This window comes from Serratia nematodiphila DZ0503SBS1, assembly GCF_000738675.1.
Lineage (GTDB): Bacteria > Pseudomonadota > Gammaproteobacteria > Enterobacterales > Enterobacteriaceae > Serratia > Serratia nematodiphila.
Genome location: NZ_JPUX01000001.1, coordinates 3,812,454 through 3,827,421, shown reverse-complemented (window position 1 = coordinate 3,827,421; position 14,968 = coordinate 3,812,454). Strand labels below are relative to the sequence as shown.

Here is a 14,968-nt window from a genome sequence, read left to right as displayed (position 1 = left end):
CCCATGGCGAATTTGCCGGACAAAGATAAATTGGTGCGTAATTTCTCCCGCTGTCTGAACTGGGAGGAGAAATACCTGTACGTGATTGAACTCGGCGCTAAATTGCCGCCGCTGGACGAGGCGGAGCGGCAGGCCGGCAACCTGATCTCCGGTTGTCAGAGCCAGGTGTGGATCGTGATGCGCCGCGATGAGCAGGGGCAGGTCGAGTTTCACGGCGACAGCGACGCGGCGATCGTCAAAGGGCTGCTGGCGGTGGTGTTCATTCTTTATCGCCAATTGACGCCGCAGCAGATCGTCGATCTCGATGTGCGGCCGTTTTTCACCGAGCTGGCGCTCAGCCAACATCTGACGCCTTCGCGCTCGCAGGGGCTGGAGGCGATGATCCGCGCCATTCGCAGTAAAGCGGCGCAGCTGGCCTGAACTATAACGCCTTCATCCTCAAGACTCATTGATACCTTTGCTTTGTCAATGAGTCTTTACAATTCACGATTTTCCTCCGGACAACGCGCCCAATTCAGTGATATTTCAGCAGCTTAACTGTTGACGTTTCGTTGACAATCAATGACGGCGATTACGTTATAACGTGTTGATTTTTAGAGGACTTATTGCCTTTGATACCAGCGTTGCTAGTATTAATCAGGTATTGTCTGATTTACCCACCACCTGGCGCTCGTTAGCCTTGTGGGCGAACCGTCATAAAAATATAGGGATGATAATGAAACGTGCGTTGAGTTTAATGGGCATGGTCTTCGCCACCGTATTGGCCGGCACGCAGGCCGCCAGTGCGACCGAGTACCCGCTGCCGCCGCCGGACAGCCGTCTGATCGGCGAAAACACCACTTATACCGTGCCAAACGACGGCCGCCCGCTGGAAGCCATCGCCGCTGACTACAAGATCGGCCTGCTGGGCATGCTGGAAGCCAACCCCGGCACCGATCCGTTCCTGCCCAAGCCGGGTACGGTGCTGACCATTCCGACCCAAATGCTGCTGCCTGACACTAAGCGTGAAGGGATCATCGTCAACCTGGCCGAGCTGCGCCTTTATTACTACCCGAAAGGCGAGAACAAAGTGATCGTCTATCCGATCGGCATCGGCCAGACCGGGATGCACACGCCGCTGGAGGTGACTTCCATTAGCCAGAAGATCCCTAATCCGACCTGGACGCCCACCGCCAACATCCGCAAGCGCTATCAAGCCCAGGGCGTGACGCTGCCTGCGGTGGTGCCGGCCGGCCCTGAGAACCCGATGGGGCTGTTCGCCCTGCGTCTGGCGATGGGGCGCGGTGAATACCTGATCCACGGCACCAACGCCAACTTCGGTATCGGCATGCGCGTCAGCTCCGGCTGCATTCGTCTGCGTCCGACGGATATCGAGGCGCTGTTCAACATGGTGCCGCGCGGTACGCGGGTGCAAGTGATCAACGATCCGGTGAAGATTTCGGTCGAGCCGGACGGCAAACGCTATGTGGAAGTGCACCAACCGCTGTCGCGGGTGGAAAGCGACGATCCACAGACCATGCCGATCGCGTTGTCTAAAGCGGAGAAAGCCTTTGCGGCCGATGGTCAGACCGATCGCGCCGTGTTCGATAGCGCGGTTGTACGCCGTTCTGGCATGCCGGTGCTGGTCAACGTAGGGGAGAGTCCGTCTGCGGTGAGTTTGACGCCTGCAGCGGCTCCTGCGGCGAATAAGAGCCCATTCAAGGCAGCGCCAATCAGTTCGGTGAACTAGGTTTGCAGGATTGAGCGGTCGAAGAGGGGTTCAGCGTGCTGAACCTCTTTTTTTTTGCCTGCCGTGCAGGAAACCCCCTGGCTGACAAACAGACAAAAAAAACGGCGCACAATGTGCGCCGTTTTCAATAACCAAAGCTATCTTACTTTTTGTAAGCGTGAGCTTGGTTGTCCAGACGCTGGTTAGCGCGTGCTGCGTCGTCTTTAGCAGCTTGAACGTCAGAACGCATTGCGTTCACGTCGTTGCTCAGCTGATCAACTTTAGCGTTCAGAGTCTGAACGTCAGAAGACAGTTGATCGATTTTAGCGTTGCTAGAGCAGCCAGCCAGCAGAGTGGAACCCAGGATTACCGCGCCCAGTACCAGTTTAGTACGATTCATTATAACACCCTCTAGATTGAGTTAATCTCCATGTAGCGTTACAAGTATTACACAAACTTTTTTCGAAAGAGAATAATTTTTTAGTGTTGAGGTGCTTTATTTTGATCGTTCGCTCAAACTTGCATCTGGTTTTACAAATTAGTTAAAAAAACGAGGGAAAACAGCCGGCTTCCATGGGACTACTCCGATTCTTTATTAGCTAAATAATGAGCGGATCGCGGTTGCGTTTTGAGAAAAATAGTTTACTGCTGATAAAAAAAACGCCGCAAAGCGGCGTTTTGATCAAGACAATTATGTCACGTTTTATATTACAGCACGTGTACCGAGGCGGTGTTGGTGGTGCCGCTCGGCACCAGCGCGCCGGAAACCATCACCACGACGTCGCCTTTCTGCGCCAGGCCGCTGGCCAGGGCGGCTTCTTTACCGATGCGGTAGAAGTCGTCGGTGGAGGCGATTTCCTTGACCATCTGCGGGATGACGCCCTTGCTCAGCACCAGCTGATGCGCGGTAGTCTCATTGGTGGTCAGCGCCAGGATCACCGCGTTCGGGAAGTATTTACGCACGGATTTCGCCGACTTGCCGCCGCTGGTGGCGACCACGATCAGCGGCGCGTCCAGTTTCTCGGCGGTTTCAACCGCGCCGCGGCACACCGCTTCGGTGATGCGCAGCTTGCGACGATCGTTCAGGGTGTCGATACGGCTTGGCATCACGCGATCGGTACGCTCGCAGATGGTCGCCATGATGTTGACCGCTTCCAGCGGGTATTTGCCCTTGGCGCTCTCGCCGGACAGCATGACGGCATCGGTGCCGTCCAGGATGGCGTTGGCAACGTCGCCGGCTTCCGCACGGGTAGGGCGTGGGTTTTTGATCATGGAATCGAGCATCTGGGTGGCGGTGATGACCACTTTACGCGCGCGGTTGCATTTCTCGATCATCATCTTCTGGGCGAAGATCACTTCTTCTACCGGGATCTCGACGCCCAGATCGCCACGGGCAACCATGATGCCGTCGGACGCTTCGAGGATTTCGTCGAAGTTGTTCAGGCCTTCCTGGTTTTCAATCTTGGAGATGATCTGGATCTGCTCGCCGCCGTGGGCTTTCAGGTGCTCGCGGATCTCCAGCACGTCGGAGCGTTTACGGATGAAGGACGCCGCCACGAAGTCGACGCCTTGCTCGCAGCCGAAGATCAGGTCGCGTTTGTCTTTCTCGGCCAGCGCAGGCAGCTGGATGGACACGCCCGGCAGGTTAACGCCTTTGTTCTCGCCCAGGTCGCCGTTGTTCAGCACCTTACAGATGACTTCGTTCTCGGTCACGTTGGTGACTTCCATGCCGATCAGGCCGTCGTCAACCAGCACGGTGTTGCCGATCTTCAGATCGGCGGCGAAGCCGGCGTAGGTGACCGCCACGCGCTCGCTGTTGCCGATCACGCTCTGGTCAGTGGTGAAGGTGAAGGTTTGGCCGGCGACCAGCGAGGCGTCTTTGCCGCCTTCCAGTTTCATGGTGCGAATTTCCGGGCCTTTGGTATCCAGCAGGATGCCGGCGTTGATACCGGTTTTCGCCATCACGGCGCGCATGTTCTTGATGCGGTTGCCGTGCTCTTCATAGTCGCCGTGAGAGAAGTTGAGACGCATCACGTTCATGCCCGCATTGAGCAGGTTGGTCAGCATTTCTTCCGATTCGGTTTTTGGACCGATGGTACAAACAATTTTGGTCTTTTTCATGGCGGAGTTTTCTACAAGTTGTGATGGATAAAAAAACGAATTTGACCGGCGCGGTTTACGCCGGTAGGGAATTTGGGCCGTGCCTGGTGGTGAAAAACATAGTTAAGGATAGGTGACGACAGTTGAAGTGGGGCGGAAAAATTCAGCCCGCGCGGGGGCGCGGGGATGCTGCGCAACGGGGTAAGATCACATCGTGTTATTATTGCGTTTTCGCAGATCAAGGGCTGAAACCATTCAACTGATAGACGTTGCGCATTATAAAGGCTAAGCGGCGGGAAACAAAATAAAAAACCGCGGCGGTGCGGCGGATATGTCAAAACGAGGGCAAATGTGGCGCAAATGCAACGCGTTGCGTACAGCTTGTTGCGCAAATAACCTTGCTGTAAATGCGGCTTAGCGCGTTTGCGGGATTTCCAGCAGCACACCGGCGCTCAGGCAGAAGCAGCCGCTGGCGACGTTGGCCGGCAGGGTCAGGCTCTCGCCAGCACGTACTATCCGGGTGTCGCCGCCGAGGGTGAACTCGAATTCGCCGGATATCACCCGGGTTTGCAGCGCGTGCGCGGGCTTTTGCAGCTGGCCGAAGGCGCCGGCCTCGAAACGCACTTCCGCCGCCGGCGAACCGTCGCTCATCACGCCTTCACGGCGTGCAAGGCCATTGTCGAGCGGCAAAAAGGCGGTTTTGGCGGTGAAGGTGGTCATGTGGCGTTCCTGATGGCTGATGGCGGGAGTTCGGCGCAATCGACATGAAAAATCGAACGGTCGGGCAGAGACGATACAACGGGAAGTATAACGTGACAGGGAGAGATGAATCAGCAATATGGTGCGTCCGAGTGGACTCGAACCACCGACCCCCACCATGTCAAGGTGGTGCTCTAACCAACTGAGCTACGGACGCACTGCGCTGCTTCTGAAATTTGGTGCGTCCGAGTGGACTCGAACCACCGACCCCCACCATGTCAAGGTGGTGCTCTAACCAACTGAGCTACGGACGCACTGTACTGCTTCAGGAATTTGGTGCGTCCGAGTGGACTCGAACCACCGACCCCCACCATGTCAAGGTGGTGCTCTAACCAACTGAGCTACGGACGCATCTTTTCCTGCCTGTCATGGCTGACAGCGGGGACGAATATTAACGAGCTACCTGCGTGCTGGCAAGGGGAAAAGCGCAATTTTATTCGGTATTTCACGCGATTGCTGAGGTTGTGCGCAGTCCGGCGTTTTTTTCCGCAAACCGCAACCCGGCCGGGGAGGAAACCGGCCGGGAGCGGATTCAGCGCGTGGATCGCTGCAGGATAACGGCAGTCGGCTGTTTCTGCAGCCAGCGCATGCGCAGCGCCATCATGATGGCGGCGAAGGTCAGGCCGATGATAAAGCCGATCCAGAAACCGCTTGGCCCCATCGCCGGCACCAGCGCATCGGTTAACGCCAGCAGATAGCCGCTCGGCAGGCCCAATACCCAATAAGCGATAAAGGTGATGAAGAAGATCGCGCGGGTATCTTTATAACCGCGCAGCACGCCGCTGCCGATCACCTGGACCGAATCCGAGATCTGGTACAGCGCCGCCAGCAGCATCAACTGCGAGGCCATCGCCACCACCGCCGGGCTGTCGTTGTACAGCAGGGCGATCGGTTCGCGGAAAGTGGCGGTAAACAGCGCGGTGCAGACGGCCATGGTGATGCCGACGCCGATGGCGGAGTAAGCGGCGACGCGCGCGCCTTCGACAGAACCTTCCCCCAGACGATAACCGACGCGGATGGTGGCGCCGACGCCCAGCGACAGCGGCAGCACGAACATCAGCGCGCTGAAGTTAAGCGCGATCTGGTGGCCGGCGACCGCGACGATCCCCAGCGGCGAAACCAGCAGCGCCACCACCGCGAACAGCGTGACTTCGAAGAACAGCGCCAGCGCCACCGGCATGCCGATGCCGATCAGGCGCCTTAGCGCCGCCCAGTCCGGGCCGCCGAGATCGCCGGCCTGGCGTTTGATGTCGCGCTGCGACGGCGCGCGCTTCACGTACCAGCGCATCATCAGGAACATGATCCAGTAGACGCTGCCGGTGGCGACGCCGCAGCCGACGCCGCCGAGTTCCGGCATGCCGAACTTGCCGTAGATAAAGATGTAGTTGATCGGGATGTTCACCAGCAGGCCGAGGAAGCCGATCACCATGCCGGGTTTGGTTTTGGACAGCCCCTCGCACTGGTTGCGCATCACCTGGAAGAACAGGTAACCCGGCGCCCCCCACATGATGGCGTGCAGATAGCCGACGGCCTTATCCGCCAACTGCGGATCGATGTTGTGCATCATGTCGATGACAAACTTGCAGTTATACAGCACGACGATCAGCAGCACGGAGACGCCGGAGGCCAGCCAGAAGCCCTGACGCACCTGATGGGCGATGCGATCGCGACGGCCGGCACCGTTGAGCTGGGCGATAACCGGGGTCAGCGCCAGCAGCAGGCCGTGGCCGAACAAAATGGCCGGCAACCAGATCGAGGTGCCGACCGCCACCGCCGCCATGTCGGTGGCGCTGTAAGCGCCGGCCATGATGGTATCCACCACGCCCATGGCGGTTTGTGATATTTGCGCGATGATGACCGGGATAGCGAGAGCCAATAAACTACGCGCTTCAATTAAGTACTTCTGCACGCATACACCTTTTCTATTTATATATGTGGGAGGGAGGGCTGCCGCGAGAGGACAACAATTAAAATAGCGGAATTTTGTCAAAAAGATTGTACCTGCTCGGCGTCGTTAAGCAAACGCCGCAGATAAATAGTTATTAAATGCGCAGCCATTCTTTTTTTGCCGTCGCGGATTTGGTTTTCAGCGCCAACTGGGGCAAACTGCCGGTAGCGTTTTAACCTATTTAGCAAGAAGAGGCACATATGTTCACCGGTATCGTACAAGGCACCGCGCCGCTGGTCGCCATTGATGAGAAACCCAATTTCCGCACCCACGTGATCGAAATGCCTGACGAGCTGCTGCCGGGGCTGGAGTTGGGCGCGTCGGTGGCCCATAACGGCTGCTGCCTGACCGTCACCGCGGTGGAAGGCAACCGCGTCAGCTTCGATTTGATCAAAGAAACGTTGCGCCTGACCAACCTCGGCGATCTGGCGCTGGGCGACATCGTCAATATCGAGCGCGCGGCGAAGTTCAATGACGAAATTGGCGGCCATTTGATGTCCGGCCATATTATCTGCACGGCGGAAGTGGCCAAGATTTATACCTCGGAAAATAACCGCCAGGTATGGCTGCGCATGCCGGATGCGGAATTGATGAAATATGTGCTGCACAAAGGTTTCATCGGCATCGACGGCATTAGCCTGACCATCGGCGAAGTGGTGAATAACCGTTTCTGCGTGCACCTGATCCCGGAAACGCTGGATCGCACCACGCTGGGTAAAAAACGCCTTGGCGACAAGGTGAACATCGAGATCGATCCGCAAACGCAGGCGGTGGTGGACACCGTCGAGCGCGTGCTGGCCAATCGGGAAGCGACGTTGGCCGCGGCGATGGCGCCGGCGCACAAAGACTGACAGCGATTCTGGCGTGACCGCCGGCATCGAATCATAAGCAGAGAGGAGAAACGCGTGAAGTTTTATGGGAAAACGTTGTTGTTAACCGCGTTGCTGGCGCTGAGCGCTTGCAGCAGTTCGCCTGAGCAGGGCGCGGGCGCGCAAATGGCCGATGCGGACGATACCTGCGGCGCTTCGCAGTATCAAAATTTTGTCGGCAAACCGATGACCTCGCTGGAAGGCGTGCGGATCGACGGCAAGGTGAGAGCCATTCCGTACAACTCTGCCGTCACCATGGATTTCAACCTGCGCCGCCTGAACTTCCTTGGCGACAGCGACGATAAAATTATTCGCGTTTATTGCGGTTAACCCGCAGGGTTCGAAAGAGCAAAAAAAGCCCCGGCGATGAGGTTGCCGGGGCTTTTTTTGTCGGGCAAGTGCTTAGCGGGCGACGCGAATGCCGCCTTCAACGCCTTTCGGGCTGAACACCACCTGCCATAGCTGCAGATCGCGCGCCCGGAACGCGCCGGCGCAGGCGTTCAGGTAATAGCTGAACATTCGTTCGAAGCGTTCGGAATAGCGCTCGGCGAGCTGCGGCCACGCCTGTTTGAAGCGCTCGAACCAGGCCATCAGCGTGCGATCGTAGTCGGCGCCGATGTTGTGCCAGTCTTCCATCACGAAATGGCCTTCGCTGGCCTCGGCGATATGTCTCACGGAGGGCAGGCAACCGTTCGGGAAGATATATTTGTTGATCCAGGGATCGACGTTCATGTCGGTCTTGTTGGAGCCGATGGTGTGCAGCAGGAATAGGCCGTGCGGCGCCAGATTGCGCTCCACCACGTCGAAATAGGTGCGGTAGTTTTTCGGCCCGACGTGCTCGAACATGCCGACCGAGACAATGCGATCGAACTGCTGGTGCAGATCGCGGTAATCCTGCAACAGGATCTGCACATCCAGCCCGGCGCAGCGCGCCTGAGCCAGCTTCTGCTGTTCGGCGGAAATGGTCACGCCGACCACCGACACGCCGTAATTTTTCGCCGCATAGGCGGAAAGGCCGCCCCAGCCGCAGCCGATGTCCAGCAAACGCATGCCCGGCTGCAGCTGCAGTTTCTCGCAGATCATCCGCAGCTTGGCTTCCTGCGCTTCCTCCAGCGTGGTGGCGTCTTTCCAGTAGCCGCAGGAATACTGCATGTAAGGATCGAGCATCAGGGTAAACAGATCGTTGCCGAGATCGTAATGTTCTTTGCCGACGATCCAGGCGCGCTTTTTCGATTGCAGATTGGTCAGGCGCGCGGCGGCGATACGCAGGGTATCTTTCAGGTGGTGGGGGAGTTTCTTCTCCAACCCGGCGCTGACCACGCGCTGGAAGAACATATCCAGCCGCTCGCACTCCCACCAACCGTCCATATAGCTTTCGCCCAGGCCCAGTGACCCTTGCTGCAAAACGCGTTTAAAGAATTCGGGATTTTTAACCTGAATATCGAAAGGGCGCGATCCGTTGATTTCGATACCGGCCAGACCGAGCATTTCGTGCGCGATACGGTACCACTGGTTATCCTGGATGCTCAGATCTTCTATACACGATGAACTCATAGCTTCTCCATCACCTTCTTCTGACTGATGACCCGTTAGGAAACAGCTTAGACAATTTCTGCGGGTGCATACCTATACCAACGGGAAATAAGCCCGCGGCGTCTGATATCCGACTATGAACAGAGGAAATTTAAAGAAACGGCCCGACGCAAACGGCGCAGGATAAACGCCCCTTTAAAAAAAGAGTGTGACGCAAGGCGCGTACACAATAGCTGATTGAGATATAGAGATTATAAGGTGTTACTTTACAAGGTTGTTTTTGAGTATAGGCGTGCCGAGGCGTTGACTCAACTGTAAATCGCACTCGGCACGCATATTCTTTAAGTGATTATTAATCTTGGCAATTATGACGCTGAGTTAGCATGTTCCCGCTGTGCCTTTTGCTGCGCATCGGCCGCTTTTCCCCGCTGCAGGAAATAACCCAGCGCGGCCAGGACTACCGTAGATACCATCACCGTCACCGTCGCCAACAGCGGCTGGGCAATAAACGCCGACACCAGCATGCTTGCCACAAAACACAGCCCCAATTGCAGCGTATTTTGCAGCGCGGCGGCTTTGCCGCTGCTTTCCGGGAACGGCATCAGCGCATTCGCCACCATGATCGGGTAGCCGGCGCCGTTGACCAGCGCCATCGCGCAGAACGGGATCAGCAGCGTGGTGAGCGTCGGGGAGGTCAGGGTCGCCACCAGATACAGCGCCACCATGCTGACACCATAAGCTACCAGCAGCCACGGCAGCAGGGTTTTGCCATTGATGCGCTTAAGCGCGGCGCGGCAGCCGTAGCCGCCCAGCAGGAAGGCCAGCGTTTGCGGCACATAGCTCAGACCGATGTCGCTCGGGCTATAGCCCATATCGCCGAGGATGAACGGCGAACCGGTCAGCCAGGCGAAGAAACCGGCCGAGCAGGCGGCGTACATAGCGACGTTGCCGCTGAACACCGGAGATTTCAACAGTTGCCAGAAGCTGACGCCGTTTTTCGGCGCGTCGGCGGCGGGTTGCGTTTTGGCGCGCTCTTTGAGCAGTAACGTCGGCAGCAGCAGCAGCGCGGTGATCACCAACAGCGCGGCGAAGATCGCACGCCAGCTGGCGTGGTTCAGCAGCCAGGCGCCAAGCAGCGGCGCCAGCGCCGGTGACAGCGCCACCAGCGGCATGATGGTGGCGAACACGCGGTTGGCCTGGCCTTCGCGATAACGGTCGACCACCAGCGCTTGCCAGATGGCGGTGGCGGAACAGACGCCGACGGCCTGAATAAAACGCAGTATCCAGAGCTGCACGGCATTTTCTACCCACAGCATGCCCAGGCAGCCGAGCGCGAACAGCGTCAGGCCAATCAATAATACCGGTTTGCGGCCCAGCCGGTCGGAGAGCGGCCCCCACAGCAGTTGCGCGAAAGCGAAGCCGGCCAGAAAGATGCTCAGGCTGGCGCTGACCGCGCCGGCGGAAATTTGCAGTTCCTCCCGCATGGCGCCGAAGGCGGGCAGGTACATATCGGTCGCCAGATAACCCAGCATGCTCAGGCCGGCGAGGTAGAACATAAAGCCAAAAGAATTTCGCATGGTATTTCTCGTTAATATTTTAGTGTTGCAGGTTTTTAGCGCCGGCCAGTGTATCCGGCTGGATCTCTGCTTGTGAAACGGTAATATTTGCAAAGTGCTGTTAAAAAAATTGAAGGCAAAGCGATGTGGTCTGAATATTCTCTTGAAGTTGTTGACGCGGTGGCGCGCACCGGTAGTTTCAGCGCGGCGGCTCAGGAGCTGCACCGGGTGCCGTCGGCGGTGAGCTATACCGTGCGGCAACTGGAACAATGGCTGGCGGTGCCGCTGTTTGAGCGGCGTCACCGTGATGTGGAGTTGACGCCGGCCGGCGCGCTGTTTATCAAGGATGCGCGAGTTGTTATCAAAAAAATGCTCGACACCCGTCGCCACTGTCAGCAGGTGGCCAACGGGTGGCGCGGCCAGCTGAATATCGCAGTCGACATCATCGTCAAACCCCAGCGCAGCCGCCAGCTGGTGCTGGATTTCTACCGCCATTTCCCCGATGTTGAACTGATGCTGCAACCCGAAGTGTTCAACGGCGTTTGGGATGCGTTGGTGGACGGCAGGGTGGACATGGCGATCGGCGCCACGCGCGCGGTGCCGGTCGGCGGCGGCTTTGCCTTCCGCGACATGGGCTACATGAACTGGCTGTGCGTAGTCAGCCCACAGCATCCGCTGGCGCAACTGGCGGGGCCGCTGCACGACGATCAACTGCGGCCGTACCCCTCGCTCTGCCTGGAGGACACCTCGCGCAATTTGCCCAAGCGCGTCACCTGGACGCTGGATAACCAGCGGCGGCTGGTGGTGCCGGACTGGACGTCGGCGCTCGACTGTTTGTGCGCCGGACTGTGCGTCGGCATGATGCCGGCGCATCGGGCGCTGCCGCTGGTGCAGCGCGGTGAGCTGAAGGCGTTGCAGCTGCAGCAGCCGTTTCCCGCCAGCCCTTGCTGCCTGACCTGGCAGCAGGATAAACCGTCGCCGGCGATGAGTTGGCTGCTGGCGTATCTGGGCGATGGGGAGACGCTGAATCAGGAGTGGCTGAGCGAGGCGGCGCCGGAAGCCGTGCAGGCTTCCGGCTCAGGGGATTAGCGGCGGTAGTCGATGAACGGACCGTCGGCGACCGAACGGCGTTCCACCAGCTTCGGATGCACCTCGATCACCTGCGATTCTTCGCGCTTGCTGATGATGCGATCCAGCAGCATGGTGAAGGCCATTTCTCCCAGGCGCTCTTTAGGCTGGTGAATGGTGGTCAGCGCCGGGGTGAAGTAGCGGGCGTTGCGCACGTTGTCATAGCCGATCACGGAAATATCCTGCGGCACTCGCAGCCCCAGCTCATCAGCGGCGCAGATGGCGCCCATCGCCATGATGTCGCCGCCGCAAAATACCGCGGTCGGCCGCTGTTTTTGCGACAGGATTTGGTGCATCGCCTTGTAGCCGGACTCCGGCTCGAAGTCACCCTGGACGATCCACTCTTCGCGAATGTCGATATGCGCTTCCTGCAGCGCCTTCATAAAGCCCTGATGACGGCCGCCGCCGGTGTTGCGCGACAGCTGACCCGGGATGGCGCCGATATCGCGGTGACCGCGCTCGATCAGGTAACGGCCGGCCAGATAGCCGCCTTCGAACGCGTTATCGATGATGGTGTCGGTGAAGTCGCCGCGCGCGGCGCCCCAGTCCATCACCACCATCGGGATATTACGGTAGTCTTCCAGCATGCCCAGCAGTTGATCCGGGTATTCGGAACACATGACCAGCAGGCCGTCGACGCGCTTTTGCGCCAGCATCGCCAGGTAGGCGCGCTGCTTGTCCAGATTGTTGTGAGAGTTGCACAGGATCAGGGTGTAACCTTTGCTGTAGCAGCTGTTTTCCACCGCCTCGATCACTTCGGCAAAATAGGGCGCTTCGCTCGAGGTGGCCAGCAGACCGATAGACTTGGTGTGATTGACTTTCAGGCTGCGCGCCACGGCGCTCGGCGAGTAGTGCAGCTCTTTGATCGCGGCCCACACGGCCGCTTTGGTCTCTTCGGCGACGAAACGAGTCTTATTGATGACGTGCGAAACGGTGGTGGTGGAAACGCCCGCGCGTTTGGCCACATCTTTAATCGTTGCCATGTAAGGAATGACTCCTGAACTCACATGTTTACAGCATGTAAGTGTGATGTTAATCGTTTGCCTACGTAGATCCTTCTCCAGAGAAGCGAAAACTGAGTTTTTAGTGTGTTGAAGTCTTCAGCGCTTAATCAGGAGGGGCATGGATGCCGGTACGCAGTTGTGAACTGCGAATTTTGTCGCATATTGAACAAAAGTGGAAGAGGTAATCGAGATTATAAACCGGGAAATGATAACAAGATTTTATCGGCGAACTGTGGGAAAATGATTTGACGTACTAATTGTGCGCCCTTTATCCTTAGGAAAGCCCATTTTAAAGGAGTTGTCATGGATACCGATCTGAAGATGTCTCTGTTCACTACCATCGGCGCGTTGGCGATGATTATCGCTTTCAGCTTTGTCGCCGCGTTGAACTGATCTCCCGCCAGTTATAAAAAAGGCGCAGCCTGGCTGCGCCTCATCACTTAGGCAAGGCCTGCGTTTACGCCAGGTTTTCCGCCGCAAATTTCCAGTTGACCAACGCCCAGAAGTTTTCCAGGTATTTTGGACGCGCATTGCGGTAATCGATGTAATACGCGTGTTCCCACACGTCAACGGTCAGCAGCGGTTTATCTTCACCGGTCAGCGGAGTTGCCGCGTTGGAGGTGTTGACGATCGCCAGCGCGCCGTCCGGTTTTTTCACCAGCCAGGTCCAGCCGGCGCCGAAGTTTTTCACGGCGGCATCGGTGAACTGCTCTTTGAACGCAGCGAAAGAGCCGAAGGATTTGACGATCGCCGCCGCCAGTTCGCCCTGCGGTTCACCGCCGCCCTGTGGCGACAGGCAGTGCCAGTAGAAGGTGTGGTTCCACACCTGCGCGGCGTTGTTGAACACGCCGCCGTTGGAGGTCTTGATGATCTCTTCGAGCGATTTGCCCTCGAACTCGCTGCCTTTCACCAGGTTGTTCAGGTTAACCACGTAGGTATTGTGGTGTTTGCCGTAGTGGTATTCCAGGGTCTCGGCGGAGATGTGCGGCTCGAGCGCGTTTTTCTCATACGGTAATGCAGGTAATTCAAACGACATTGCTTCCTCCTTTACAGCGCCACTTTCTTCCCGCCCAGGCGGGAGCCAGATGGGCCGTTTTTTATTGTGGTCATTCAATCTTAACAATTTTCATCATAAAAAACAGGAGGAAAAGCGAGAAATGCGCGTGGGGGAGTGCGATGGGCGATAGCTTGAGCAGGCGGTTGCGACCGGGGCCGCAACCGCGCAGAACAGGGAATTAACGAATGGTTTTCGGCGTCACTACGCGGCGTGCGCCGATGTAATGGTTTTGCCAATAATCGTTGTCGAGCTGGCTGATGCGGATCTCTTCGCCGGTGCGCGGCGACTGGATGAATTTGCCGTTGCCGAGATAGACGCCGACATGATCCGCCACGCCGCGGTTGTTGATGCGGAAGAACACCAAATCGCCGCTTTCCAGTTCGCTTTTCTTGATCGGCGCCGCGTCGCGCAGGTGATACATTTCGTTGGCGGTGCGCGGCATCTTGATTTTCACCACGTCCTTATAGGCGTAATAGATAAGGCCGCTGCAGTCGAAGCCGGTGCGCGGCGAGCTGCCGCCCCAGCGGTAAGGCTTGCCCATCTGATCCATCAGCTTGGCCATCGCGGTCTGTTTGGCATGCTGGTAACGTTTTTTGTGCGCCGGGCTGAGTTTTAACGGCTTTTCTTCACGCGCCAGTTTGGCGGTGGCCATACCGGCGTCGCGGTGGCGGCCATAGCCTTTTTTATAGCCCTTTTTCGGCGGGGTGACTTTAATCTTGGCGGTTTTTTGCGCTTTGGCCTTGGGTTTGGCGCTGACGATCTTTTTCGCGCTTTTCTCGCTTTTGGCCTTGGCGGTCTTGGTTTTTTTCTCGGGGGCCGTCACTTTGGCTTTTTTGGCGGCTTTATCCGCTTTCTTTTTTCTGCGGTCATCGGGCCGCGCTTCATTAGCATGGCTTTTACGCTGCTCGGCGGCAACGCGCGCCTGTGGCGCAGCGTGCGCCAAATTGAAGAAGAGCTGCGTAAACAGCAGCGCAAAGAGCGTAAGAATTAAACGCATGTCGACGTCACCAACCTTGGCCCCGAAACGGATATCGAAAGAGTTACAGTATTCCCGAACTTCACCATATAAAACAGCGAAGAACTCATAAATAATAATCCATATTGTGAGAAAACGTTAATGACATTTTTTTTGGTTTAAAATCAGCCCGTTGATGTATAAAAAAGCGCCAGGCGACGGTGGCGGATATAATTAAGCCGCGCCGGCATCGCGGCGCAATATATTAGTGAAATGGTCGGATTAAAAATGTTATTCTCAACGTATGTTTTGACCGGAATGACGTGGCCGGTGAAACGCGATCGGCGGCGG

At 57.3% G+C, this 14,968-nt stretch carries 15 protein-coding genes and 3 tRNA genes; 6 read left to right on the top strand and 12 right to left on the bottom strand.

What is annotated here, in order from left to right; translation table 11 throughout:
• The first annotated feature begins 3 nt into the window (after positions 1-3).
• Together sufE and JL05_RS17630 are read left to right on the top strand one after the other, a co-directional pair.
• On the top strand, positions 4-420 hold the full coding sequence (gene sufE / locus JL05_RS17635) for a cysteine desulfuration protein SufE (RefSeq protein WP_004931358.1): 417 nt from the start codon (positions 4-6) through the stop codon (positions 418-420).
• A 295-nt stretch (positions 421-715) separates the two neighbouring features.
• A complete protein-coding gene (locus JL05_RS17630) occupies positions 716-1,729 on the top strand; it encodes a L,D-transpeptidase family protein (RefSeq protein WP_033633191.1) in 1,014 nt (337 codons plus the stop codon).
• A gap of 142 nt (positions 1,730-1,871) precedes the next feature.
• Here JL05_RS17630 and JL05_RS17625 read toward each other — a convergent pair whose 3' ends face one another.
• The 7 genes from JL05_RS17625 to JL05_RS17595 all read right to left on the bottom strand — a co-directional run bounded on the left by JL05_RS17625 (position 1,872) and on the right by JL05_RS17595 (position 6,476).
• Complete coding sequence (locus tag JL05_RS17625) at positions 1,872-2,108, bottom strand: major outer membrane lipoprotein (RefSeq protein ID WP_004931354.1); 237 nt, start codon at positions 2,106-2,108, stop codon at positions 1,872-1,874.
• A gap of 308 nt (positions 2,109-2,416) precedes the next feature.
• Positions 2,417-3,829, bottom strand: coding sequence for a pyruvate kinase PykF (pykF, locus tag JL05_RS17620; RefSeq protein ID WP_004931353.1), 1,413 nt, complete (start codon positions 3,827-3,829; stop codon positions 2,417-2,419).
• A gap of 393 nt (positions 3,830-4,222) precedes the next feature.
• Positions 4,223-4,528, bottom strand: a complete 306-nt coding sequence (locus tag JL05_RS17615; protein WP_033633190.1) for a cupin domain-containing protein — start codon at positions 4,526-4,528, stop codon at positions 4,223-4,225.
• A 119-nt stretch (positions 4,529-4,647) separates the two neighbouring features.
• A tRNA-Val gene (locus JL05_RS17610) sits at positions 4,648-4,724 on the bottom strand.
• Between the two features lie 20 nt (positions 4,725-4,744).
• Positions 4,745-4,821: transfer RNA gene (locus JL05_RS17605), tRNA-Val, on the bottom strand.
• Positions 4,822-4,841: 20 nt separating this feature from the next.
• A tRNA-Val gene (locus JL05_RS17600) sits at positions 4,842-4,918 on the bottom strand.
• Between the two features lie 181 nt (positions 4,919-5,099).
• Positions 5,100-6,476: an MATE family efflux transporter gene (locus JL05_RS17595; protein WP_033633189.1), complete on the bottom strand. Its 1,377-nt coding sequence runs from the start codon at positions 6,474-6,476 to the stop codon at positions 5,100-5,102.
• A 239-nt stretch (positions 6,477-6,715) separates the two neighbouring features.
• Here JL05_RS17595 and JL05_RS17590 point away from each other — a divergent pair, with 239 nt between their 5' ends.
• Both JL05_RS17590 and JL05_RS17585 read left to right on the top strand, forming a co-directional pair.
• A complete protein-coding gene (locus tag JL05_RS17590) occupies positions 6,716-7,366 on the top strand; it encodes a riboflavin synthase (RefSeq protein ID WP_033633188.1) in 651 nt (216 codons plus the stop codon).
• Positions 7,367-7,420: 54 nt separating this feature from the next.
• Positions 7,421-7,714: an I78 family peptidase inhibitor gene (locus tag JL05_RS17585; RefSeq protein ID WP_004931344.1), complete on the top strand. Its 294-nt coding sequence runs from the start codon at positions 7,421-7,423 to the stop codon at positions 7,712-7,714.
• 72 nt (positions 7,715-7,786) lie between these two features.
• Here the strand turns inward: JL05_RS17585 and cfa are convergent, their stop codons facing one another.
• A complete protein-coding gene (gene cfa, locus JL05_RS17580; RefSeq protein ID WP_004931341.1) occupies positions 7,787-8,938 on the bottom strand; it encodes a cyclopropane fatty acyl phospholipid synthase in 1,152 nt (383 codons plus the stop codon).
• A 344-nt stretch (positions 8,939-9,282) separates the two neighbouring features.
• Positions 9,283-10,494 carry a purine nucleoside transporter PunC gene (punC, locus tag JL05_RS17575; protein WP_033633187.1) on the bottom strand — a complete coding sequence of 404 codons (1,212 nt, stop codon included), beginning with the start codon at positions 10,492-10,494 and terminating at the stop codon, positions 9,283-9,285.
• A 123-nt stretch (positions 10,495-10,617) separates the two neighbouring features.
• Here punC and punR point away from each other — a divergent pair, with 123 nt between their 5' ends.
• Entirely contained in the window at positions 10,618-11,562 is a 945-nt protein-coding gene (gene punR, locus JL05_RS17570; protein WP_033633186.1) for a DNA-binding transcriptional activator PunR, read from the top strand.
• Here punR and purR read toward each other — a convergent pair.
• Positions 11,559-12,584: an HTH-type transcriptional repressor PurR gene (gene purR, locus JL05_RS17565; RefSeq protein ID WP_004931336.1), complete on the bottom strand. Its 1,026-nt coding sequence runs from the start codon at positions 12,582-12,584 to the stop codon at positions 11,559-11,561. The genes punR and purR overlap by 4 nt on opposite strands.
• A gap of 324 nt (positions 12,585-12,908) precedes the next feature.
• On the opposite strand from purR, the gene cydH reads away from it, so the two are divergent.
• Positions 12,909-12,998, top strand: coding sequence for a cytochrome bd-I oxidase subunit CydH (gene cydH, locus JL05_RS25425; protein ID WP_099032796.1), 90 nt, complete (start codon positions 12,909-12,911; stop codon positions 12,996-12,998).
• Positions 12,999-13,062: 64 nt separating this feature from the next.
• Here the strand turns inward: cydH and sodB are convergent, their stop codons facing one another.
• Together sodB and JL05_RS17555 are read right to left on the bottom strand one after the other, a co-directional pair.
• Positions 13,063-13,641 (bottom strand): superoxide dismutase [Fe], encoded by a 579-nt coding sequence (sodB, locus tag JL05_RS17560; protein ID WP_021505464.1) that lies wholly within the window; start codon positions 13,639-13,641, stop codon positions 13,063-13,065.
• A gap of 199 nt (positions 13,642-13,840) precedes the next feature.
• Positions 13,841-14,659, bottom strand: a complete 819-nt coding sequence (locus tag JL05_RS17555) for a C40 family peptidase (RefSeq protein ID WP_004931330.1) — start codon at positions 14,657-14,659, stop codon at positions 13,841-13,843.
• Positions 14,660-14,968: the final 309 nt, after the last annotated feature.